This window comes from Providencia sp. PROV116 (assembly GCF_028482485.1).
Classification (GTDB): domain Bacteria; phylum Pseudomonadota; class Gammaproteobacteria; order Enterobacterales; family Enterobacteriaceae; genus Providencia; species Providencia rettgeri.
Map to the genome: position 1 here is coordinate 121,131 of NZ_JAMPQO010000001.1, position 23,554 is coordinate 144,684.

General features: G+C 41.9%; 17 protein-coding genes. 7 read left to right on the plus strand and 10 right to left on the minus strand.

Annotated features, from left to right (window positions below; genetic code table 11):
* Positions 1-60 precede the first annotated feature (60 nt).
* Together PSE72_RS00690 and yddG are read left to right on the plus strand one after the other, a co-directional pair.
* Complete coding sequence (locus tag PSE72_RS00690) at positions 61-1,521, plus strand: alanine/glycine:cation symporter family protein (RefSeq protein ID WP_110731981.1); 1,461 nt, start codon at positions 61-63, stop codon at positions 1,519-1,521.
* Between the two features lie 187 nt (positions 1,522-1,708).
* Positions 1,709-2,608, plus strand: coding sequence for an aromatic amino acid DMT transporter YddG (yddG, locus tag PSE72_RS00695; protein WP_109912420.1), 900 nt, complete (start codon positions 1,709-1,711; stop codon positions 2,606-2,608).
* Positions 2,609-2,672: 64 nt separating this feature from the next.
* Here yddG and yidA read toward each other — a convergent pair whose 3' ends face one another.
* Positions 2,673-3,485 (minus strand): sugar-phosphatase, encoded by an 813-nt coding sequence (gene yidA / locus PSE72_RS00700; RefSeq protein ID WP_109912421.1) that lies wholly within the window; start codon positions 3,483-3,485, stop codon positions 2,673-2,675.
* A 225-nt stretch (positions 3,486-3,710) separates the two neighbouring features.
* Complete coding sequence (locus PSE72_RS00705; RefSeq protein WP_272690864.1) at positions 3,711-4,094, minus strand: helix-turn-helix domain-containing protein; 384 nt, start codon at positions 4,092-4,094, stop codon at positions 3,711-3,713.
* 333 nt (positions 4,095-4,427) lie between these two features.
* Between PSE72_RS00705 and mgrB the strand changes: the two genes are divergently transcribed.
* Positions 4,428-4,574, plus strand: a complete 147-nt coding sequence (mgrB, locus tag PSE72_RS00710) for a PhoP/PhoQ regulator MgrB (RefSeq protein ID WP_004911439.1) — start codon at positions 4,428-4,430, stop codon at positions 4,572-4,574.
* 230 nt (positions 4,575-4,804) lie between these two features.
* On the plus strand, positions 4,805-6,181 hold the full coding sequence (locus PSE72_RS00715; protein WP_109912423.1) for an amino acid permease: 1,377 nt from the start codon (positions 4,805-4,807) through the stop codon (positions 6,179-6,181).
* Between the two features lie 77 nt (positions 6,182-6,258).
* Here the strand turns inward: PSE72_RS00715 and pagP are convergent, their stop codons facing one another.
* Positions 6,259-6,834 (minus strand): lipid IV(A) palmitoyltransferase PagP, encoded by a 576-nt coding sequence (gene pagP / locus PSE72_RS00720; RefSeq protein WP_109912424.1) that lies wholly within the window; start codon positions 6,832-6,834, stop codon positions 6,259-6,261.
* Between the two features lie 666 nt (positions 6,835-7,500).
* Between pagP and PSE72_RS00725 the strand changes: the two genes are divergently transcribed.
* The 3 genes from PSE72_RS00725 (at position 7,501) to thiD (ending at position 10,887) form a co-directional block, all read left to right on the plus strand.
* Positions 7,501-9,057, plus strand: a complete 1,557-nt coding sequence (locus PSE72_RS00725; protein WP_115167135.1) for a YjjI family glycine radical enzyme — start codon at positions 7,501-7,503, stop codon at positions 9,055-9,057.
* The gene (locus PSE72_RS00730; protein ID WP_272690865.1) at positions 9,029-9,895 is read left to right on the plus strand and encodes a YjjW family glycine radical enzyme activase; all 867 of its coding nucleotides are present in this window, start codon (positions 9,029-9,031) and stop codon (positions 9,893-9,895) included. The genes PSE72_RS00725 and PSE72_RS00730 overlap by 29 nt, the downstream gene beginning before the upstream one ends.
* Positions 9,896-10,089: 194 nt before the next feature.
* A complete protein-coding gene (gene thiD / locus PSE72_RS00735) occupies positions 10,090-10,887 on the plus strand; it encodes a bifunctional hydroxymethylpyrimidine kinase/phosphomethylpyrimidine kinase (protein WP_115167137.1) in 798 nt (265 codons plus the stop codon).
* A 46-nt stretch (positions 10,888-10,933) separates the two neighbouring features.
* Here the strand turns inward: thiD and yegS are convergent, their stop codons facing one another.
* The 7 genes from yegS to PSE72_RS00770 form a co-directional block, all read right to left on the minus strand.
* On the minus strand, positions 10,934-11,833 hold the full coding sequence (yegS, locus tag PSE72_RS00740; protein ID WP_004911418.1) for a lipid kinase YegS: 900 nt from the start codon (positions 11,831-11,833) through the stop codon (positions 10,934-10,936).
* 462 nt (positions 11,834-12,295) lie between these two features.
* Positions 12,296-13,681: a prephenate-dependent tRNA uridine(34) hydroxylase TrhP gene (gene trhP, locus PSE72_RS00745; RefSeq protein WP_115167139.1), complete on the minus strand. Its 1,386-nt coding sequence runs from the start codon at positions 13,679-13,681 to the stop codon at positions 12,296-12,298.
* A 128-nt stretch (positions 13,682-13,809) separates the two neighbouring features.
* Positions 13,810-14,505 (minus strand): two-component system response regulator BaeR, encoded by a 696-nt coding sequence (gene baeR, locus PSE72_RS00750; protein ID WP_115167140.1) that lies wholly within the window; start codon positions 14,503-14,505, stop codon positions 13,810-13,812.
* Positions 14,502-15,890 carry a two-component system sensor histidine kinase BaeS gene (gene baeS / locus PSE72_RS00755; RefSeq protein WP_115167141.1) on the minus strand — a complete coding sequence of 463 codons (1,389 nt, stop codon included), beginning with the start codon at positions 15,888-15,890 and terminating at the stop codon, positions 14,502-14,504. Before baeS ends, baeR begins: the two co-directional genes overlap by 4 nt.
* Positions 15,880-18,981: a multidrug efflux RND transporter permease subunit MdtC gene (mdtC, locus tag PSE72_RS00760; RefSeq protein WP_115167142.1), complete on the minus strand. Its 3,102-nt coding sequence runs from the start codon at positions 18,979-18,981 to the stop codon at positions 15,880-15,882. Before mdtC ends, baeS begins: the two co-directional genes overlap by 11 nt.
* Entirely contained in the window at positions 18,981-22,103 is a 3,123-nt protein-coding gene (locus PSE72_RS00765; RefSeq protein WP_004911400.1) for an MdtB/MuxB family multidrug efflux RND transporter permease subunit, read from the minus strand. Before PSE72_RS00765 ends, mdtC begins: the two co-directional genes overlap by 1 nt.
* Entirely contained in the window at positions 22,103-23,347 is a 1,245-nt protein-coding gene (locus PSE72_RS00770; protein ID WP_115167143.1) for an MdtA/MuxA family multidrug efflux RND transporter periplasmic adaptor subunit, read from the minus strand. Before PSE72_RS00770 ends, PSE72_RS00765 begins: the two co-directional genes overlap by 1 nt.
* Positions 23,348-23,554: the final 207 nt, after the last annotated feature.

The window sequence follows — 23,554 nt, forward strand, 5'->3', positions numbered from 1 at the left end:
TGTGAGGGTTGATTTTCGATTAATTCAATATTAATCGTTCTAATAAAAAAGGAGTGTAATTTGATAGAATTTATAAACTCACTAACTAATATTATTTGGGGTTCGTTACTTATTTATTTATTACTGGGGGCAGGCCTGTATTTTACGCTTCGATCAGGGTTTATTCAAATTAGGCATTTTGGCCATATGTTTAGTGTCTTAAAAAACAGTAAACAATCTGATAGCGCAGGTATTTCATCTTTTCAGGCACTATGTACAAGTTTAGCCGCTAGGGTCGGTACAGGAAACTTAACCGGGGTCGCAATTGCGCTAACAGCTGGCGGACCCGGTGCTATTTTTTGGATGTGGGTCGTTGCTATACTCGGAATGGCAACATCTTTTATTGAATGTACTTTAGCACAGTTATACAAAACCAAAGATGATAAAGGAAATTATCGCGGTGGGCCTTCATATTATATGCAAAAAGGCTTAAACCAACGCTGGATGGGGGTGTTGTTTTCAATATTTCTGATTATTGCCTTTGGTTTAGTATTTAATGCAGTACAAGCTAATTCTATTGCTCAAGCAACCGCAGTCGCCTTTGATTTCAATCCAATTTATGTTGGCATTGGCTTAGTTTTATTAAGTGGGATTATTATTTTTGGTGGATTGAAATCCATTGCGAGGGTTGCTGAATTAGTTGTTCCTGTTATGGCGTTAGCCTATTTGTTATTGGCATTTTGGGTTGTTGGGCACCATATTGAACGATTACCTGAAGTTTTTATGCTGATAATCCGAAATGCATTTGGTTTGCAAGAGGCAGCGGGTGGTGCTGTTGGTTATGGTGTTGCTCAGGCTATGACACAAGGTATTCAGCGAGGGCTATTCTCTAACGAGGCAGGGATGGGGTCAGCACCAAATGCAGCGGCATCCGCAGCGCCTTATCCACCTCATCCTGCATCTCAAGGATATGTGCAGATGCTTGGTGTTTTTATGGATACCATTGTTATTTGTAGTGCGACCGCAATTATTATTTTGTCATCTGGTGTTCTAGAAAGTGGGATGAATAACATTAATGGCATTGAGTTGACACAACTTGCGCTATCTTCTGCCGTTGGTAGCTGGGGAAGTACTTTTATTGCGATTGCTATCTTCTTTTTTGCGTTTACGTCAATCATCGCTAATTATGCATACGCTGAAAGCAATATGATTTTTCTAGAGAATAACCATACAGCGGGTTTATTTATTTTCCGTTTAGCTGCATTAGGGATGGTGATGTTTGGTGCACTTGCTGAAATGCCATTTATTTGGAAACTTGCTGATTTATCCATGGGGTTAATGGCAATAACAAATCTAATCGCGATCCTTTTATTATCGGGTATCGCTTTCAAACTCGCTAAAGATTATAACCAGCAATTGGTTGCAGGTAAAATACCGACTTTTGATATTAATCAGCACCCTGAATTAAAGAAACAGTTTGAGGAGGGGATATGGGAAAAAGAAGAAGTCGATAAGTGGGTTGAGAAAGAAACATCTCGCTAATATAAAAAACGTAAAGCATAAAATTCTTAGGTGAAAGCCTGAGAATTTTTTTATGAAATATTATCAAGGTTTAATAAGAATAAACGCTTGTTTTATAATTCTTTGAGCTATAAGGTTTTTTAAGATGGTGAAATAAATGTATTATCACAATATATATCATTTTCTAATTTAAATAGCCGAGAGAGTTATGAAATTGAATCAGTACGCCGCAACGCTGTATGGAGTTATTTCAATCTTGTTGTGGAGCACAATGGTAGGACTGATCCGCAGTGTAAGTGAAAATTTTGGGCCTGTTGGTGGTGCAGCATTAGTTTATACAGTCGGTTCCCTTGTGTTAGTACTTGCCATGGGGGTGCCTAAAATAACGAAGTATCCCAAACGCTACTTGCTTTGGGGAACGGTACTGTTTGTTAGCTATGAAATCTGTTTTGTATTAGCGTTAGGCTTAGCCAATAGCCGGCAGCAAGCTATTGAACTTGGTATGGTGAATTATTTGTGGCCAAGTTTTACTATCGCACTGGCTGTATTTTTTAACCGTCAACGTTTCACTTTATTATTAGGATTAGGTTTAGTTTTAGCATTTATGGGGTTGATCTGGGTAATTTCAGGAAATCAACCATTGTCGGTGCAAAGTATTTGGGCAAATATTCAAAGTAATCCACTGTGTTATTTTTTAGCCTTTATTGGGGCTATTGTTTGGTCGTTTTACAGCAATGTCACTAAGCGTATTTCTGGAGGTTACAATGGTATGGTACTATTCTTTATCATGACCTCTATTGGGTTATGGATATTGTATTTTTTCAGTACTCCAACACCGTTTATTATCAATAAAGAAAGCCTGTTATTATTAGTGGTGGCCTCAATTGCGACTGGCGGTGCGAATGCATTATGGACATTTGCGGTTATCAAGGGCAATGTGGCTTTTTTAGGGACACTCTCTTATTTTACCCCAGTTATATCAACTGCATTCGCGTCTATGTTATTAAGCACGGCATTAACGTTAAGTTTTTGGCAAGGTGTGTTAATGGTGACAATGGGGTCGGTGATTTGCTTTTTAGCGACGAGGCAAAAACCAATACGCGGTTAAAAGGTGCAGCGCGTCCCAGATAAGCGCTGCAACAGAAAATATACTGAAGTGAATTTTTGCGGGCTTATACATTAATAAATTTATTAATGGCGACGGCAACGCCATCTTCATCATTAGTTGTGGTCACAAATTTAACCATTTGGCGAATTGGCTCTAAAGCATTGCCCATTGCGACAGAAACACTGGCGTATTGTAGCATTTGGATATCATTATTTTGGTCACCAATACTCATGACTTTGTCAGGTGTAATACCCAGTTTTTCACAGATACATTGCAATGCCGCGCCTTTACTTGAGGTTTTATTTGATACCTCTAGGAAATACGGGCTTGTTCGGGTTAAAGCGTAATTATCGAAGACATTCTCTGGAAGATAACTGATACCAATATCTAATTTCTCTGGATGGTCAATCATCATAAATTTAGTAAATTCCAAAGAAGAGTCCATTTCATTAACGGGGCAATAGATAAGCGGAGTGTGAGTTAAATAAGCATCTGCAACTGTATAGTGACTAATATGGCGGTTTGCCGTGAACATGCTGTTATCCGCAAGAGCATGCATGTGAACCCCGACATTTCTAGCCAGTTCCTCAAAATATTGGAAGTCAGCGAAATCTAACAAATTCTCTGCCAGATGACTGCCATCATTGGCTTGGTGAATGACACTACCATTATTACTGATACAATAGTTATCTGCGGTATTTAAACCTAATTCCCGTAGGTAAGGGGAGATCCCCGAAAATGGCCTACCTGAGGCTAAAATAATATGTACACCTTTTTGTTTGGCTTGAGTGACAGCCTCTTTTACTGCGGGAGATATTTGGTGTTGGGAGTTAAGTAATGTGCCATCTAAATCAATGGCGACCAGTTTGATTGACATCCAATGCCTCCTAAAATGCGTGCTTTCTGCCAATACCTTACTCCAATTATTCAGAATGTAAATTATACAAATAGTTATAATTTTATTCACAATAGAATAATGGGTATTTGATTTGAAATTGAACAGAATACAAGGCAGGAACTCTGTTCAATAGTCGAAGCTTGAAATGACAATGTTTTATAGCATTAGCATGTGAATCAATAGATTAATGCGGCTAAAATATTCTCACACATAATTATGAATCAAATGAAGCGGTTGCTTCACATCTAATTGAATTTGGTCATTCTGTCTAAAATCAAATGGCGTAATGCCATATTCTTTACGGAACATATAGGTAAAGTGGGATTGTGACCCAAAACCAAAATCCAGAGCGATATCGAAAATAGATTTACTGCTATTGCGCAGTAAGTTAACCGCACCAGCAAGACGGCGTTGACGGATATATTTACCCAGTGAAATCCCTGTGACTTCTTTAAAGATTTTTTGCATATGCCAAAGTGAATAGCCTGAATAAGCCGCGAGCTCTTCTAAGTGGATCACGCGCCCTAAGTGTTCTTCTATCCATTTACTCAAAGCATAAACAAGTGCTAAGTGGTTATCTTGTGGCATCTCAAATGTTTTCTAGTTTTACGGTAGCAGAAGTATACACAACTTCATTTCATGATGACAAAGGCTGCTTGTGCGGTATTTCCCATTTTTAGGGTAAAAAAAGCACAATCAGAATAAGTTACTGGCCAATAGCACCTAAAATGAGCGGAATTTTTGTAAAAAGAGGTTAATTGCATATTTTCCTCAAATTTGACGCTCTAAATTAGAGTACCATTTATTCTATAAACGCATTACGTGCAATGCCATAAATGATATCTATCATAAAATGGCAGTACCTTAATATTGTAATCATTTGAAAAATAAAATCATCATAGAAATATGAAGGAATTGTCGGTGTTTGGTCGTAAATTAATTATTGCTGTAAGTGCTGTTTTAGCGTGTCTTTTTTTCTATCTCTTAGCGATGGACAACCTGTGTGATCAGGGAGGAGAAAACTTTATTTTTGGTATTTGTCGTGTAACTGACTTGTTACCATTTTGAATTTGCTTTTTAATGCACAATCCATGATATTGAGTTGGGGTAGCTATCCCGCTGTATCATTTTGTTATGTGATGAAAAAAAATAACTAATAGCACCTGCTTTTGGGCCGTAAGATATGGTAAAAACAGCGCCAGAAGAATGTAGTGTTAATAAGAAAATTCAAATAAACTTGTGTCATTATCATTATTTTGGACGATAAAAAGCAAGTAAGAGGACGAAAGGGTAAAGTTATGGCGCAACAGCAACAGACGCTAAAGCGGGGATTAAAAAACAGGCATATCCAATTGATTGCTTTGGGAGGCGCTGTTGGTACAGGGTTATTCCTTGGAATAGCAACAACCATACAAATGGCAGGGCCATCGGTTTTACTTGGCTACGCACTGTGTGGGGTTATTGCTTTTCTTATTATGCGCCAGTTGGGAGAAATGATTGTTCAGGAACCTGTCGCGGGTTCGTTTAGTCATTTTGCATTTAAGTATTGGGGTGGCTTTGCGGGTTTTCTCTCAGGGTGGAACTACTGGGTCATGTTTATCCTTGTTGGGATGACAGAACTCACCGCCGCAGGTAAATATATGCAACATTGGTGGCCTGAGCTCCCGATATGGGTTTCTGCTGCGGTATTTTTTATTGCTGTGAATGCGGTTAACTTGGTCAATGTGCGCTCTTATGGGGAAACGGAATTCTGGTTTGCATTAATCAAAGTCATTGCAGTGGTTGCTATGATTATTTTTGGTTGCTACTTACTGCTCAGCGGTCATGGCGGCCCACAAGCGAAAGTCAGTAACTTATGGGAATATGGTGGTTTCTTTGCTAATGGCTTTAATGGGCTAATAATGGCTTTGGCAATTATTATGTTTTCATTTGGGGGATTAGAGCTTGTCGGTATTACCGCCGCAGAGGCAGAAGACCCAGATAAAAGCATTCCAAAAGCGATTAACCAAGTTGTATACCGTATCTTAATTTTTTATATTGGCTCGTTAGCGGTATTACTCGCATTATATCCTTGGGTTGACCTTGATGGCAAAACAAGCCCATTTGTATTAATTTTCCATGAATTAGGGGACTTACTGGTTGCTAATTCATTGAACGTTGTCATTCTAATCGCTGCGTTGTCGGTGTATAACAGTGGGGCTTACGCGACAAGCCGTATGTTATATGGCTTGGCACAACAAAGTAACGCACCTAAATTTCTTGCGAAAGTGAATAAAGGTGGCGTTCCCGTCATGGCTTTATTGGTTTCAGGTATTGCGACTTCTGGCGGGATTTTAATTAACTTTGTGATGGAAGGTAAAGCTTTCGAATTGTTAATGTCATTGGTCGTGACAACGTTAGTTCTAAACTGGATTATGATTTGTGTTTCAAATTTGAAGTTCAGAGCAGCAATGAACAAACAAGGTGTTGAAACGAAATTTAAAAGCATTTGGTATCCATTTGGGAACTATCTGTGCTTAGCATTTTTACTGCTGATTTTAGGGATCATCCTAACAATGGACGGTTTGCGCATTTCAGTATTAATTATGCCATTATGGATAGCAGTTCTATGGGTTGGATACCAATTCTCAGGGGCTAAAAAACAAGACCTAGCCAAAAGCCAACAATTAAGTTAGATTTGGTTTTTTCTTATAATAAAAAGACCGGTGGGAATACCCGACCGGTCTTTTTATACTGCGATGAAGTCGTTAGGTCACCATTGCCAACGTAGCCAAGCAAATAATACGTTACCGTTATTATAAGTCCCTGGAATATAAGTGGCTTGCAGCGAAAGCTTGTCATATTCCACTGATACTAGCGGGAGCGGTGCTGGGATTGGAATATAGTACATATCCCTACGGGCAGTGACACTCAGAGTGAAACCTGCTCCCATGCGAAAACCATCAATGTCCCCTGGGATCCACATTTTTTGGAATGCATAACCACCAATTGGCTCCCAATCATTATGTGAATCTTTAAATGCCATTGCATAGATAGCATGCCAGTCATTGTCTTCATCATAACGATATTTACCAAGGCCAAAACCCCAAGGTCGCTCGTTATACTCATCCGTTTTTTTCTTGTCGTACATTGCACGGTTGTGCCAAGTCACCGCTGGAACATATAACTCATATTTGTCAGAGTCCCATGTGGTACTGACATTATTTTTAAATTTATCCCATAAATTTGCCGATTGTTCTTGCGCAACGGCAGGCGATGATATGCAGATTGAGGCGCTCATGAGTAGCGAAGCACCTACAGCCAACTGTATGTTTTTATAAACTCTCATTGTAAATCCAGTTCTGTATCGCAGATATAAAAATGATGATTAGCTCGCTAATGATTATCAGATTAGCATTATTATTATAATTTTGAGCTCAATTATTTTAATTAAGATGTACAGAATATAACAGTATTAATTACATAGTTAAGGATAATAACTCGCTGGTCATATTAGAACTGTTTAATTTTGCCTATTTTTAAGGGGGATAACCGACAGTAGAAAGGGATATTAGCTCATCAAATTGGTTATTGAATAGGTTAATTCTCCTAAAAACCAATAATTGACAAAATACTCCATTTTTAAATTAGATAATGTGATTACTTGATGAAAATAAATGAGCTGAATTGAGTTAAAAAAAGATAAGAAAAACTAATGTATCACTCATTATAGCTGTGGCTAACTTTCTGTAATAAAGAGATATTTCGTATTATTTAGGTGATAAGGACTAATAATGTTGATAGAGCAGACATTTATGAAAAATAGCGTGCAAACAAATCCAAAAAGTATGACGCACGTCAAATAATGACTTGTCTCAATGGGATGAAATGGAGGACATAGGCGGCGGTTATAAGTTGCTGCATGTCAACACGGCTAGGAGCTAATTTTTGAAAGTTTATGGCAGATACATTGCTGTAAGCAACATTAGCTTCTAACTAAAAAAGGAACATCACCATGATGAAACGCCAAGAACCACTGACTGAATACCAAGCTAAATGCTTGGCTATCGCCACAGATAAAATATTATCACCAAAACAAAAAGCCAATTTTTTAGCGGTAGAAGCGGATAGCCACATTCCCTATCTTGCGGTGAGCGAACCCCTCGCAGAGGCGTTAAGTGAACGTGTTATTTGTGATATGTATGAAGGAAATGCACCATATAAGCCGCGCTATGTGTTGCCTGACTATGTAAAATACCTCAATCAAGGTTCAACATACTTAGAATTAGCCCCTGCAGAGGACTTTGATGATGCGCTTAATCATCTGATGATTTTGTATCATCACGTTCCGTCGGTAACCAATTTCCCTGTATTTTTAGGGTACTTAGATAAAGTACTCATGCCATATGTAGGTGAATTGACAGAAGAACAATTGTATACAAAATTAAAAAGATTTTGGATACAATTAGACCGAACTCTACCTGATGCCTTTATGCATGCCAATATTGGGCCGGATGACAACGTGATTTGCCGTTTGATTTTACGTATTGATGCAGAACTGAAACAAGTAGCACCTAACCTGACATTTGTTTATCACCCACAGCGCACACCTGAATCACTTTTCTTACAAGCGATTGAAAATATTTGTGAATGCAGCAAACCGCATATTGCGAATGATATCATTCATCGTGCTGAATTTGATGAACAAGGTTACGGCATTGTTAGCTGTTATAATGCATTGCCTGTTGCAGGCGGAGGAAGCACTTTAGTCCGTATTAATTTGCGTGAGGTTGCGTTACGCAGTCAAAATTCAGCTGATTTTTTAAATGTGCAATTGAAAAAGTATTGTGAGTTACAAATGGAACTCATTGAAACACGTAGCGCATTTTTATTTGAGGAATCAAACTTCTTCCAAACCAGTTTTCTTGTTCAAGAAGGGTTAATAGAACCAGAACGCTTTGCCCCGATGTTTGGTATTTATGGTTTAGCCGAAGCCGTGAATATCCTCATGGAAAAAGACGGAGCGAAAGGCGCATATCAAGCAAATTCACCCGCCTTACCACTGTCTTATCAAATCAGTGAACAGTTGGCAGACTTTGTCGAAACCACACCTGTTAAATATGGTTATAAAAACCGAGCCATGCTCCATGCTCAATCTGGGATCAGTTCGGATATAGGAACTACACCGGGGGCTCGCATTCCATACGGTGAAGAGCCGGATCCTGTTTCGCATATCCAAGCCGTAGCTCCTCATCACAAACACTATTTATCTGGGATCAGTGACATTTTAACCATCGATGAAACGATTAAACAAAACCCGCAAGCACTAATGCAATTATGCAAAGGGGCATTTAACTGTGGAATGCGTGAGTTTACTGCAAACGTGGCGAGTAATGATTTAGTCCGTGTTACTGGCTACATGGTACGTCTGTCGGATATCGAAAAATACAAAGAACAAGGTTCTAGAAGTAACACTACCTGGTTAGGGGAGGAAGCGACTAAGAACTGTAAAATTACAGCCCGTCAGCAACGAGTAATTAGTCATGAGCAATCGATGCGCTACGCTGAATAAGGTTATTCCTTTTTCCTGTGTAGATGGGCCGGGTAATCGGCATGTTATCTTTTTGCAAGGTTGCAATTTACGGTGTTTGAATTGCCATAATCCATATACCATGGCGCTTTGTGACCATTGTGGGGACTGTGTTTTTACCTGTCCTCACAATGGGTTATCGTTTGTAGATGGTCAGGTTATCTGGGATAGCGATGCCTGCCAGCTTTGTGATACCTGTTTACAAACTTGCACTAAAAATTCAAGCCCGATGACGGTGCCATTAAGTGTTAATGACGCCATCAATGACTTGAAAAAAAATGTTGTTTTCCTGAATGGAGTAACGATCAGTGGTGGGGAAGCAACAACACAATTACCTTTTATTATTGAATTATTTAAAGCAATTAAGGCTACACCGGAGCTCAAGCATTTAACCTGCTTTATTGACAGTAATGGGCATCTGGCTTCTGCGGGTTGGAATAAAGTGATTGAGTATACGGATGGCGTGATGATTGACCTGAAATCATGGAGTGATGAGTGTGCTTTAAGGCTAACAGGAAAAGATAACCAGCGTGTTTTTCAATCAATTCAATATTTGGCGCAAGTGGGGAAATTGTATGAATTGCGTTTATTGTATATTCCTCAGCAAACAGATTACTTAGAGCATATTGATAAACTTGCTGATTTCCTAAATCAATTGCCTACAAACACACGGATAAAGATTAACGCCTTTCAACAACATGGCGTAAAAAATGAAGCAGCTAGCTGGCCTGCGGCAACCCAAACAGAAGTGGAGGCATTCGCTCAACTATTACGACAACGAGGCGTTGGTTATATTCATTTGCCTAATGTGTACTTATAAATCATGTCAATTTTTCCTGTGTGAGATATCCTCTCTTTTTATCTAACTCATTAAAATTCATTCACTAACCGCTGGTATTTGTTAAATGTTATGAGACAATTAAGGCGGTTTTATTGTTTGGTTTAAAATGATGTCAGTAAACCTTGCTTATCAATCTATTCAATTGCTTTAGCCGACGAAAAGGGGAATCACACATGAGGATCAATGCGTTAACCATAGCCGGAACAGACCCATCGGGTGGGGCGGGTATTCAGGCAGATTTAAAAACGTTCTCTGCATTAGAGGCTTATGGTACGAGTGTGATGACAGCATTGGTGGCTCAAAATACCCGAGGAGTGCAATCTGTTCAAGACTTACCCCCTGAATTTGTAGCGGCACAATTAGACTCGGTTCTCAGTGATGTGCGAATTGATAGCGCAAAAATCGGTATGCTGTTTAACCAAAGTAATGTCGCAGTTGTGGCGAATGCGCTGAAACAATATCCTATTCCGTATGTGGTATTGGACACTGTAATGGTGGCTAAAAGTGGCGACCCGTTGCTATTACCAGATGCGGTTGATGCGCTACGTCAACAGTTATTACCCCTCGTTTCTATTATTACACCAAATCTACCCGAAGCCGCGGTATTGTTAGACGAAAAAGTCGCACAAACAGAAAGCCAAATGCTGACTCAAGGGTATAAATTGCTTGAGAAAGGTTGCCAAGCGGTATTGATGAAAGGTGGTCATCTAAGTGATGCTGAAAGCCCAGATTGGTTAATCACACCAGAAGGTGAATGGCGTTTTACGTCAGTTCGTATAAATACTAAAAATACCCATGGTACAGGGTGTACTTTGTCAGCAGCTTTAGCTGCATTGCGGCCTCGTTGCGCTGATTGGCAAGAAGCGGTTACGCAGGCTAAAGCGTATTTACAAGCTGCGTTAGAACAAGCAGATAGCTTAGAGGTTGGAAAGGGAATTGGTCCTGTGCATCACTTCCATGCATGGTGGTAACCTTAAAAGATTGAAAGCCCAAATACTTGGGCTTTCATATTATGTTTTAGGTTAATAAGTTGCATTGAGGAGGTAACCGGCACTGAATGGCGTTTGGCTGCACTGAGAACGTAAAGGTATCTCCCGAGAGTGGCTCACCATCAAGGTTTAAGATCATATCGTGAGGAGATGAAATTTTTACCCACGATAATTGCTTTTCAACTAAGTGTTCGTTTTTATCAGCTGAAAATAAATTCGATAAAAATGCGGGTATCACATCCCTTGCAGGAATAATCAGTAAATTTAATGCACCGTCATTAATGAGTGCTTGTGGTGTCAATTGCTGACCTCCACCTGCTTGTCGGCCGTTTCCGACAGCAATGACTAACGTTTCTCCCTCCCAACTAAAATTTTCCCCTTCAATATGGCAAATGTCCGTTTTTAGTGTGTCAGGACGCAGTAAGCCATTTATCACGTAAGCCGCTCCCCCTAATGCTGACTTTAGTGCTTCTGGTGTTTCGGTGGTAATACGTGTCCCAAAGCCGCCAGTGGCCATATTGAGGAAATAATATTGCTCATTGACTTGCGCAATATCAATAGGCACAGCCTTGCCTTTTAATGAGAGTGCTAGGGCAGATTCAATATCCATTGGGATATTCGCGCTAGTGGCAAAATCATTTGCTGTACCCATCGGAAGGACCCCTAAAGCAGGACGAGACTCGCTAGGGAACTTCATCAGGGTGCTGGCAACCGCATTCACTGTGCCATCACCTCCGGCGGCAATAATGGTATCAACACCGTGTTTTATCGCCTGAGAAATAAAATAATGCGTATCATCCAGCTCCCAAGGAATACGGACTTGAATTTTATGGCCTTCTTTACGCAGGTGAGTAATGGCTTTTCGCAGCTCAATGTGATTTGCTTGTTTACCATTAAGAATAACCATGGCTGACTGATATTGATTCATAAATACCCATCCATTTGGCTTAACGTATGTCAAATATTCGTTAAAATGAGTATAAATGGATTAATAAAATATTGATGAGCTTTTTTTAGTTTTTTTACAGAAATAGAGTTAACAAGAGAAATGAAATAAAGTAGCAGATAAAAGAAATGGCTAGCTCAAGGGAGATTGAGCCAGCCAAGGAGGTGGTTCCTAGTCTTATTTTATGACTTTCTAGTTCTTCGTTTTCGAGAGTGACTATACGATATTGAATAACCAATTGATGTGATCTGTTGCATAAAATTGGATATTCAGCGCATTTTTTAATGGAAATGTCAATAACGCGAATGATTATCATATAAGAAAAAAGCATATAAAGTGAAATAATATCGTTTTATATATTAAAAAAAGCCAAAATATCAAAGTATTAAACGATGATGTTTTGGCTTATAGTGAACAAGCTATTTAAAAATAACTAAGTGGTGATTAGCCTGCAATTTGCTCTGCTGGCTGAGCTTGATGAGGTGCTCGGGTGGTTGTTCCTGCTAGGTTACGGATCAACAAACCAAAATTGACATCAACATCTTCAGGGATTGGCAGATAAACCACATGGCCGTTGCCTGGTGCAACATCAATCGTTTCACCTTTGCGGTTTGTTAAGGCGTCTAAGGTAAAGACAATATTACCCGCAGGTGTCATCATCTCTAAGCTATCTCCAACGCTAAATTTATTTTTTACATCAACCTCTGCCATACCATTGACACGTTTGCCGGTAAATTCACCCACAAATTGCTGAGTTTCAGAAACAGAGTAGCCATATTCATAGGTTTGATAGGCATCGTGGGTGTGGCGACGTAAGAAGCCTTCAGTATAACCACGGTGCGCTAATCCTTCTAAAGTGGAGAGTAACGTTGGGTCAAAGGGTTTTCCAGCGACAGCATCGTCAATTGCACGTCTATAGACTTGCGCAGTACGAGCACAGTAATAAAACGATTTTGTACGGCCTTCAATTTTTAATGAGTGAACACCCATTTTTGTTAAATTTTCTACGTGCTCGATTGCGCGTAAATCCTTTGAGTTCATGATATAAGTGCCATGTTCATCTTCAAAGGCGGTCATATACTCGCCAGGTCGTTTGGCTTCTTCTATCATAAAGACTTTATCTGTTGGCGCACCCGCACCTAAGGTTGGCGTCACATTTTGTACTGGGATGGGCTCATGAATATGGACAATGTTACCCACATCGTCTTCTTTACCTTCTTGTACGTTATATTCCCAGCGGCAAGCATTAGTGCAAGTCCCTTGATTAGGGTCGCGTTTATTAATATAACCGGAAAGTAAACAACGGCCGGAATAGGCCATGCAAAGGGCACCATGGACAAAAACTTCAAGCTCAATTTCCGGTACTTGTTGGCGAATTTCAGCAATTTCGTCGAGGGATAATTCGCGCGATAAGATCACGCGTGTTAAGCCCATTTGTTTCCAGAACTTCACCGATGCCCAGTTAACCGCATTGGCCTGCACAGATAAATGAATATCCATCTCAGGAAACGCTTCACGAACCATCATAATAAGGCCAGGATCAGACATAATCAGTGCATCTGGTCCCATTTCAATGACGGGGGTTAAATCACGAATAAAGGTTTTTAATTTCGCATTATGAGGGGCAATATTCACGACCACATAAAACTTTTTACCCAGCTCATGGGCTTCTTGAATGCCTTTGGCTAAGTTTTCGTGATTAAATTCGTTATTTCGTACGCGTAAGCTGTAACGAGGCTGGCCTGCATAAACGGCGTCTGCGCCATACGCAAAAGCGTAGCGCATATTTTTCAACGAACCGGCAGGGGATAAAAGCTCTGGTGTAAACATGGTTATTCTCTATCTGATGTCAAGTCAGCACTCATTCATATGAGAGAGTGTTTTTAAGGGATGGGGATTTTACTCCTATTTGCTTAAAAAACCAAATATCCCACAAGAATAGTATGTCTATTGATTACTTAGCATTCATCCCAACGGTAGCCAAGGCCATAGATTGAACGAATAAAAGTTTTTTCGTTATCGAGGGACTCTAATTTACGGCGTAAATTTTTGACGTGGCTATCAATTGTGCGGTCTGTTACCACGCGGTGGTCGTCATACAAGATATCCAGTAACTGGTCGCGAGAAAATACCATACCTGCATTATCAGACATAAATTTAAGCAACCGAAACTCAGCAGGTGTGAGTTCAAGTAGCTGAGAGCCATAGCGTACTTGGAAGGCATTTTCATCGATAATAAGTTTGGTTTGATTATTGCTAGTCGTTATGTTTGGTTGGCAACGACGTAAAATCGTTTTGACTCGAGCCACAACTTCTCGTGGGCTAAATGGTTTACAAATATAGTCATCAGCGCCGATTTCTAACCCTAACAAACGATCAATCTCTTCAGTTTTTGCCGTCACCATAATAATGGGAACATCACTGAATTTTCGCAGTTCACGACACACTGAAATACCGTCCAGACCCGGTAACATTAAATCTAATAAAATGAGCGCAGGTTGGTGTTGTTTCACATACTCAATGACTTCGTCGCCACGTGCAATTAACGCAGGTTGGTAGTTTGCAGCTTGTAAGTAATCAAACAGCAGTTGGCCTAGTTTGGGTTCATCCTCCACAACCAAAATAGGGGTATTGCTCTGTTCAGCCATGATCATAACCCTTTATCTTTTAATTGAATCGGCAAATTGATGGTAATTTTGACACCTCCTAATGATGACGGTGCTGCAGAAATTGTACCATGATGAGCCTCAACAATATTATAGCAAATGGCCAGTCCTAAACCGGAACCACCACTGGCGCGATTACGTGAGCCTTCAGCGCGATAAAAACGCTCAAATAAATGTTGGCATTGCTCAGCTGTAAGCCCCGGGGCGCTATCTTGCCAAATTATACAGAGCTGGTCTTGGTCTTGTGTGATTTGGATGGCAATTTTACCTTGTGGATCCGTATAGCGTAAGCTGTTTTCCATTAAATTATAGAACAACTGGGTGATGCGATCTGGGTCTGCAAACACGTAGCCTTCTGCAATAAATTTCCGTTCAACTGAAAGTTGTTGGTCTTCTAACCGCCAGCGGGCTTGGCCTATTGCCATTTCAATTAAAGGGATAATATCGGTAAGTTGCATACGGTAGACCAATGAACCTCTATCCGATAATGAGAGCTGGTGGAGGTCATTAACTAGCTTAATTAAAGTTTGGGTTTCATTGAGTAGAGAATTGATTGTTTCGGGAGTGGCTTGCCGGACGCCATCTTGCACTGCTTCTAATTCGCCTCGCAGAACTGATAATGGTGTGCGGAGTTCATGGGAAATATCCGCCATATAGTCACGACGCATTTGTTCGTTTTTTTCGAGAGTCGAGGCCAGATGGTTAAAATCTTTAGCCAGTTGCCCTAGTTCATCGCGGCCAGATTCAGGAACTCGTGTGGCAAAGTCACCATTGGCGAGCCGGTTAGTGCCCTCGAGTAACCGCTTAATCGGTTTTAAAAAGCTACGAGCAAGGAACAATGTGGCAATCAGAGCCACAAACAAAGACAGCCCAGCGATGATCCAACTGGTATACATTTGCTTGGTATCAAAACGGCGGTCAAGGGCGCTGCTAATTCCTGTTTCATAACTGGCAACGAGCCAGCCGACGGTATCGCCATTGCTAGTAACAATAGGTTCACGAAGAACTTTACTCGGCAAGGGCGAGTCTTGCCCGAAAATGAGTCGGTCTTGCGTATCATAAACCCAAAAAATGGTTCGCCAGCGTTGGCGCATCGGGCCACGATGTTGTTGATGTTCTACAGAACGCAAAATGCGAAAGAAAATGCGATCATTGCCAATCAAAAACCGCCAATTGCCCATTTCTTCATATTGTTCCGCAAGGGCAGAAGAAACCAGCTCAACGCGTTGTTGATCATTTTCTTTAATATAATCAATAAAGCCGTGCTGGAAACTCATGCGTACGCCTTGGTGCATAATCAGCACTAACAACAAGCATGTCGCAAAAATAGCCAGAAAAAGCCGAGTACTCACGCTATTCAACCTAAGCTTCATGGGTATCCTCCGCAATTTGCTGCGTTACTGATTTCTTGCGCTGCCAACGTTGTCTCAAGCTATCAAAACTTAAATACACAACAGGGGTGGTAAATAAGGTTAGCAATTGGCTCATTATTAAGCCACCGACAATGGTGATCCCGAGAGGTTGACGGAGTTCTGCGCCATCACCACTACCCAACATTAACGGTAATGCACCAAAAATAGCCGCGAGTGTTGTCATCAAAATAGGGCGAAAACGTAATAAACTGGCACGAAAGATGGCTTCTCGGGCGGTTAAACCCGCCGTTCTCTGGGCTTGAATGGCAAAATCCACCATAATAATCGCGTTCTTCTTGACGATCCCAATTAATAGCATGATGCCAATTAAGGCGATTAAACTAAATGGCGTATCAAATAATTCAAGAGCTAATAATGCCCCGACACCTGCAGAGGGTAGGGTTGATAAAATAGTCAGTGGGTGAATATAACTTTCATATAATATACCCAGAACCAAATAAACGGTCACAATGGCGGCTAAAATTAAAAACAATTGTGACTGTAAGGTTTCTTGGAATATTTGTGCCGTTCCTGCAAAAGTGCCTCTCACCGTCGATGGTACGCCAAGTGCAGTCATGGTTTTTTCAATTTCGACAATGGCATCATTTAAGGTATAGCCGTCCGCAACATTAAACGCGATAGTGGATGAAGCAGATAGCCCTTGGTGATTCACACTTAGCGGTGCATTTGCGGGTTGCCAACGTGCAAAATAAGACAGTGGGATAGCGTCTCCATCTTTGTTGATGACAAACATTTTGTCGAGAGCACTGACATCTTGCGTATATTCAGGAGCAACTTCCATCACGACTTTATATTGGTTCATCGCCTCATAAATAGTGGAAACTTGGCGTTGGCCAAATGCGTTGTTAAGCAGACTGTTAGCTTCACGGACATCGATACCTAGCTGGGCCATTAAGTCCCTATCGTAGGTGATCGCCATTTCCGCGCCTTTGTCTTCCTTATCCGAGTTCACATCTGTTAGCTGTGGCAATTCACCGAGTGCTTTACGAATAGCGGGTTCCCAGTCACGCAATGCTGAAAGTTCATCTGCAAGCAGGGTAAACTGGTAACTGGCATTGGCCTGTCGACCTCCCACACGAATATCTTGTACTGGCATCATAAACAGGTTAGCCCCAGGCTCATTGGCTAATTTCATGCGTAACCGATTAATGACTTCAGCTGAACTTTCAGTACGTTCACCCAGTGGTTTTAATGAGATATACATAAAACCGCTGTTTACTCGGCTACCGCCAGTAAAACCGGTGACATTATCCGTCGCTGGGTCGGCTTTAACTTGCTGCATAAAACGGGTCATTTTTTCTTTCATTGACTGAAATGAAATGCTTTGGTCTGCGCGCACAAAGCCCAGCACTCGGCCAGTATCTTGTTCAGGAAAGAAAGTTTTCGGAACAGTGATATACAGGTAAACATTTAAGCCGATTGTGGCAAATAGCACCGCGAGAACACTCCGGCGATGTCCGAGCACCCAATTTAAAGCGACACCATAGCTTTCTTGCAAACGCAGTAACACACGTCCAAACACACGATGTTTGGCTTTGACGTTGCGAGGACGTTTCTTCAGTAAATAAGCACACATCATGGGGGTGAGCGTTAGCGAAATCACCAATGAAATACCGATAGCGGTTGCAAGGGTAATAGCAAATTCGCGAAATAAGCGCCCGACTAGCCCATCCATTAGCAATAGGGGAATAAAAACAGCCACTAAGGAAATGCTCATGGAAACGACAGTAAAGCCGACTTCATGCACGCCTTTAACCGCGGCAATAAACGGTTTTGTGCCATTTTCGATATGACGTGAGATATTTTCTAATACCACAATCGCATCATCGACCACAAAGCCAGTCGCAACCGTTAATGCCATCAATGACAAGTTATTTAAACTAAAGCCACATAAATACATGGCCGTAAAAGTTCCAATCAATGAGACGGGGACGGCAACAGCAGGGATCAAAGTAGCGCGACCTGAACGTAAGAATAGCAACACCACGAGGATCACCAAGGCAACGGCAATCAGTAGGGCGCGCTCGACTTCCGCTAAAGACGCGCGGATGGTCGGTGTCCTATCTTGTGCTACTTTTAACTCAATGGCGGCGGGGATCATATCATTGAATTCGGGTAATTCATCACGAATACGGTTAACCGTTTCAATGATATTGGCACCCGCTTCACGACGAATGACAATCAAAATAGCCGGTTTACCGTCTGCCATACCTGCCGCACGCACGTTTTCAATGGAATCTTTAACATTGGCGACATCGCTGAGTTTAACGGCATTACCTTGGCTATAATGAACAATAATGGGTCGATAATCTGCGGCTTTTTTTAGTTCATCATTGGTCTGTACCTGATAACGTTTTTCGTCATCATTGATATAGCCTTGCGGTTGGCGAACGTTAGCATTGCTGATGGCTGAGCGCACGGCATCAAGGGAAACCCCTTGGTTAAATAGGGCGGTTGGGTTGAGTTCAACGCGTACGGCAGGGAGCGAGCCTCCCCCCACAGAAACTTCGCTAACCCCTTCAATTTGGGCAATTCGTTGGGCTAAACGCGTCGAAGCAATATCATAAATTTCGCCAGTATTTAGGGTGTCTGAGGTCATGGTCAAAATCATAATTGGCGCATCAGACGGGTTTGACTTGTAATAACGTGGACGGCTTGGCATACCGCTGGGTAGCAGGTTCTGTGCGGCATTAATTGCGGCTTGAACTTCGCGTGCAGCGTTATTAATGTCTTTGTCGAGATTGAACTCTAGTGTAATGGTGGTTCGCCCAAGCGCACTGCTTGAGGTCATTTCACTGATCCCAGCAATACTGCCTAAAGAGCGTTCAAGTGGCGTCGCAACGGAGGACGCCATAGTTTCGGGTGATGCCCCTGGAAGTGACGCTGTCACGTTAATCACAGGGTAGTCCACTTGAGGCAACGGAGAAACGGGTAAAAACAGAAAGCTCAGGGCACCACACAAAGTAATCGCAACGCTGATAAGCGTCGTTGCTACCGGTCGGCTAATAAACAGAGCAAAAAAGCGCTTCATTATGACACCTGTGCCTTCTTCGCTTGGCGACGGTCTTTAAAGTAATGAGAAAGACGGTCGAACAATAAGTAAATAACCGGTGTGGTAAATAAAGTGAGGATTTGGCTCATAATTAAGCCACCAACCATACAAATCCCTAATGGTTGACGTAATTCTGCACCTACACCAGTACTCAGCATCAATGGTAAAGCACCCAGCAAGGCTGCCATGGTGGTCATTAGAATTGGGCGAAAACGCAGCAAGCAAGCTTGATAGATGGCATCATAAGGGGACATTCCCTGTTCACGCTCCGCGGCAAGGGCAAAGTCAATCATCATAATGGCATTCTTTTTCACAATGCCAATTAGTAAGATGATGCCGATGACCGCGATGACATCAAGGTCTTTCCCTGCCATCATTAAAGCAAGTAATGCACCAACCCCGGCTGTCGGTAGGGTAGATAAAATCGTAATCGGGTGGATAAAACTCTCATATAAAATGCCCAATACGATATACATCGCCACAATGGCAGCTGCAATTAACCAAATAGTACTGCTCAGTGCCGCTTCAAAGGCTAAAGTCGCTCCTTGGAATTGCGTTGTAATAGATTTTGGCATCGCAATTTGAGATTCGGCCAATTTCACTGCATTGACAGCTGACTCTAGAGAAGCGCCATCCGCTACATTAAACGAAAAAGTCACCGCGGGAAATTGGTCTAGGTGATTAATGGCTAATGGCCCATTACCTTCTTGAATGTTCACTAAAGTACTCAGTGGTACAATGGCACCATCAGTCCCTTTTAGACGGATATCATTCAGCGCATCCATACCATCACGGGTTTGTGTGTCATGTTCTAATATCACACGATATTGATTTGACTGCGTATAGATAGTCGAAATCATTCGCTGCCCAAACGCATTATATAAGGCGTTATCAATAGCCGACATCGTGATACCAAAACGGCTTGCCGTATCACGATTAACATTCACATAGGCAACTAACCCTTTATTTTGCCAATCACTACTGACATCGGTGAGTTCAGGTTGTTGTTCTAGGGCATCTAACAAGCGTGGAACCCAAGTGGTTAATTCTTCTAATGAACCAGCCTGTAAAGTAAATTGATACTGTGTGCGCGCTACTTGCGTATCGATGGTGAGATCTTGCATGGGTTGCAGATAGAGATTCACTCCAGCAATGTTATCAACGGATTGCTGGAGACGATCAATAATCGCCATCACTCTGTCTTCACGCTCATCAAGAGGCTTTAATGTAATTTGGAGACGCGCATTGTTTAATGTCGGGTTGCTGCCATCAACACCCACATAGGTGGTGACATTGTCGACTGCAGGATCTGCTAATAATTTTGACGCGACTTCTTGCTGCTTTTGCGCCATGGCTGCAAATGAAATAGATTGGCGGCTTTCAATTGAGCCCTGAATAATTCCACTGTCTTGCAAAGGGAAAAACCCTTTTGGGATCCACAGATACAGTAAAACAGTCAGCACCATGGTACCTAGCGCCACAGAAAGGGTTAACCATTGGTGGTTAAGAATACGTTTTAACCAAATTGCGTATCCAGCAACCATACGGTCAAAGAAGCGCTCACACGCTAGTTCAAAACGGTTATGTTTATGCTGCGACTCCGGTTTTAATAAACGCGCACACATCATTGGCGTTAGCGTCAATGAGACGACAGCAGAGATCAAAATAGCCACGGCTAGGGTAATGGCAAACTCGCGGAATAACCGGCCGACAATATCCCCCATAAATAACAGTGGGATTAATACTGCAACCAAGGAAAAGGTGAGGGAAATAATGGTAAATCCGATTTCACCAGCCCCTTTGAGTGCGGCGACCAGCGGCTTATCGCCTTGCTCCAAGTAGCGAGAAATATTTTCAATCACCACTATCGCATCATCGACCACAAAACCGGTGGCGATGGTTAAAGCCATTAGGGTGAGGTTATTGACAGAAAAACCACAGAAATACATCACTGCAAAGGTGCCAACAAGTGACAACGGTACGGCAATACCCGGTATTAAGGTGGCAATTCCATTGCGTAAAAATAAGTAAATCACCATCACTACGAGGGCGATGGCTAGCATTAATTCAAATTGGACATCATTAACGGATGCACGAATGGTACTGGTTCTATCGGTTAAAATTTCGACATTAACCGATTTAGGTAAGCTTTCAATCAATTCGGGCAATAGCGTACGAATGGTATCAGTGGTTTCAATCACGTTAGCGCCGGGCTGTCGCTGAACATTGATCACAATCGCTTGCTCATTATTCGCCCATGCACCTAAATAGGCATTTTCAGCACCTTGTGCAATGGTTGCAATATCACCTAAACGTACCGGCGCACCATTTTGGAAGGCCACAATAAGTTGACGATAGTCGTCAAGTGACTTCATTTGGTCGTTAGCAGACAGCGTTACCGCGCGCGTAGGGCCATCGAAACTCCCTTTTGCGGAGTTAACGTTCGCATTATTAATGGCAAGGCGAATTGTTTCGCTATCTAGCCCTTTAGCAGCCATGGCTTGTGGGTTGATATTCACACGAACAGCAGGACGTTGGCCGCCGGCTAACGTCACTAAGCCCACTCCATTTACTTGGGATATCTTCTGGGCAATTCGCGTTTCAATAATATCCTGTACTTGCGTTAACGGCATTGCATCAGAGGTGACCGCTAAGGTGAGTACAGGTGGATCAGCAGGGTTTACCTTATTATAAATTGGAGGATAGGGTAAATCCGAAGGTAGTAAGCTACTGGCAGAATTAATCGCTGCTTGAACTTCTTGTTCGGCAACCTCTAGAGGCAAGGTTAATTGGAACATCAGCGTGATAACGGATGCCCCTCCTGAACTTTGCGATGACATCTGTTTAAGCCCTGACATTTGACCGAACTGGGTTTCCAGTGGTGCTGTCACTGCCGAGGTCATCACATCAGGGCTGGCGCCTGGGTAAAGGGTAACAACTTGAATCGTTGGGTAATCGACTTCAGGCAGGGCAGAAACAGGTAAGAAGCGATAACCGATGATCCCTGCGAGTAATATAGCCACCATGAATAATGTGGTTGCTACAGGGCGCAAAATAAATAAACGAGAAGGCCCACCGCCTTTTAACATTTCAGGCCGCATTACGCTTTCTCCGCGCTATTAGGTTTACCTTTGCGGGGCTCTTTTTTAGCGATGCCTTCAGGGGTAACAACTTCGACTGTTGTGCCATCGGTGAGTTTATCAACACCATCCGTGATGACTTTGGTATTTGCCGCGAGCCCACTTTCAATAACCACTTGTTGGCTATCTTGCATACCCACGGTTACATTGTGTTTACTGACTTTATTATCATCACTCAGTATCCAAACATAATGGCCTTCATTGCCCATTTGCAGTGCAGCGGTTGGGATCACCACGGCATTTTGCAGCGTTTCAACTTGCATTTTTACGTTAACAAATTGATTAGGAAAAAGTTTTTCTTCTTCATTGGTAAAGCGCGCTTTTATTTTCAGCGTGCCGGTCGCAGCATCAATTTGGTTATCAGTACTGAGTAGCTCACCACTTGCGATTAGCGCGATATTGTTTCTATCCCAAGCTTCAATCAATACTTTCTCACCAGAGGATTGTGCCTGCTGGATCGCGGGAATATCGCCCTCAGGTAACGCAAAAAGGACATCTGCAGGTTGAGTTTGCGTGATGACGACAAGAGGAGTTGAGGTTCCGGAAGAGATAAAGTTTCCAACATCCACTTGTTTTAAACCCACGCGTCCTGAGATAGGCGCAGTAATTTTACTGTAGGTTAATTGCAGTTTGGCATTATCAACAGCCGCTTGGTCGACTTTAATACTGCCTTGCGCCTGTAATACCGCCGCTTTTTGGTTATCTAACTCTTGTTGCGAAATCACTTTAGTACCAGCAAGCTTTTGATAACGAGCTAAATCTAATTGTGCATTTGCTAATGTTGCTTTGTCTTTTGCCAATTGCCCCTCTGCTTGTGATAGCTGAACTTCAAATGGGCGAGGGTCAATCTGTGCCAATAAATCTCCCTTATTGACGTATTGCCCTTCGGTAAAATACAGCTGCATTAACTGGCCTTCAACACGGCTGGTTACAGTGACAACATTCGCGGCTTGGACTGTGCCTAATCCCGATAAAAAGCGCGGAACGACTTTTTGTTCTGCGACGGCAAATTGTACAGGGGCTAAAACACGTGGTGGGCGGCCCATTGCACTTCGCTGTGAGTTTGGTTTTGCTACGGCGTCAGTAGATTGTGTATCTGATTGTTTTTCTTGATGATAAAAATACCAAGAAGCGCCAGCTGCCGCAATAATGGCAATAAGAATGGCAGAGCGAATAAAAGGTTTACGTTGTTTTTGTTTATTCATTTTGGGTAATTCGCTTAACTCAAAAAAGTGGATGAGATCCGTCAGGCTGTATACTAAAAAACTAACAAAAAAGAGTCAGTTAGACATATTAGTAGTTTAACGTGATAGGTACAAAGAAAAATGGAGGAAATATGAATAAGTGTCAATTTCTGTACTTGTATGCTGCGGTGTGTGTAAAGGAGGGCGTGGGGGAAATTAATTTTTCTC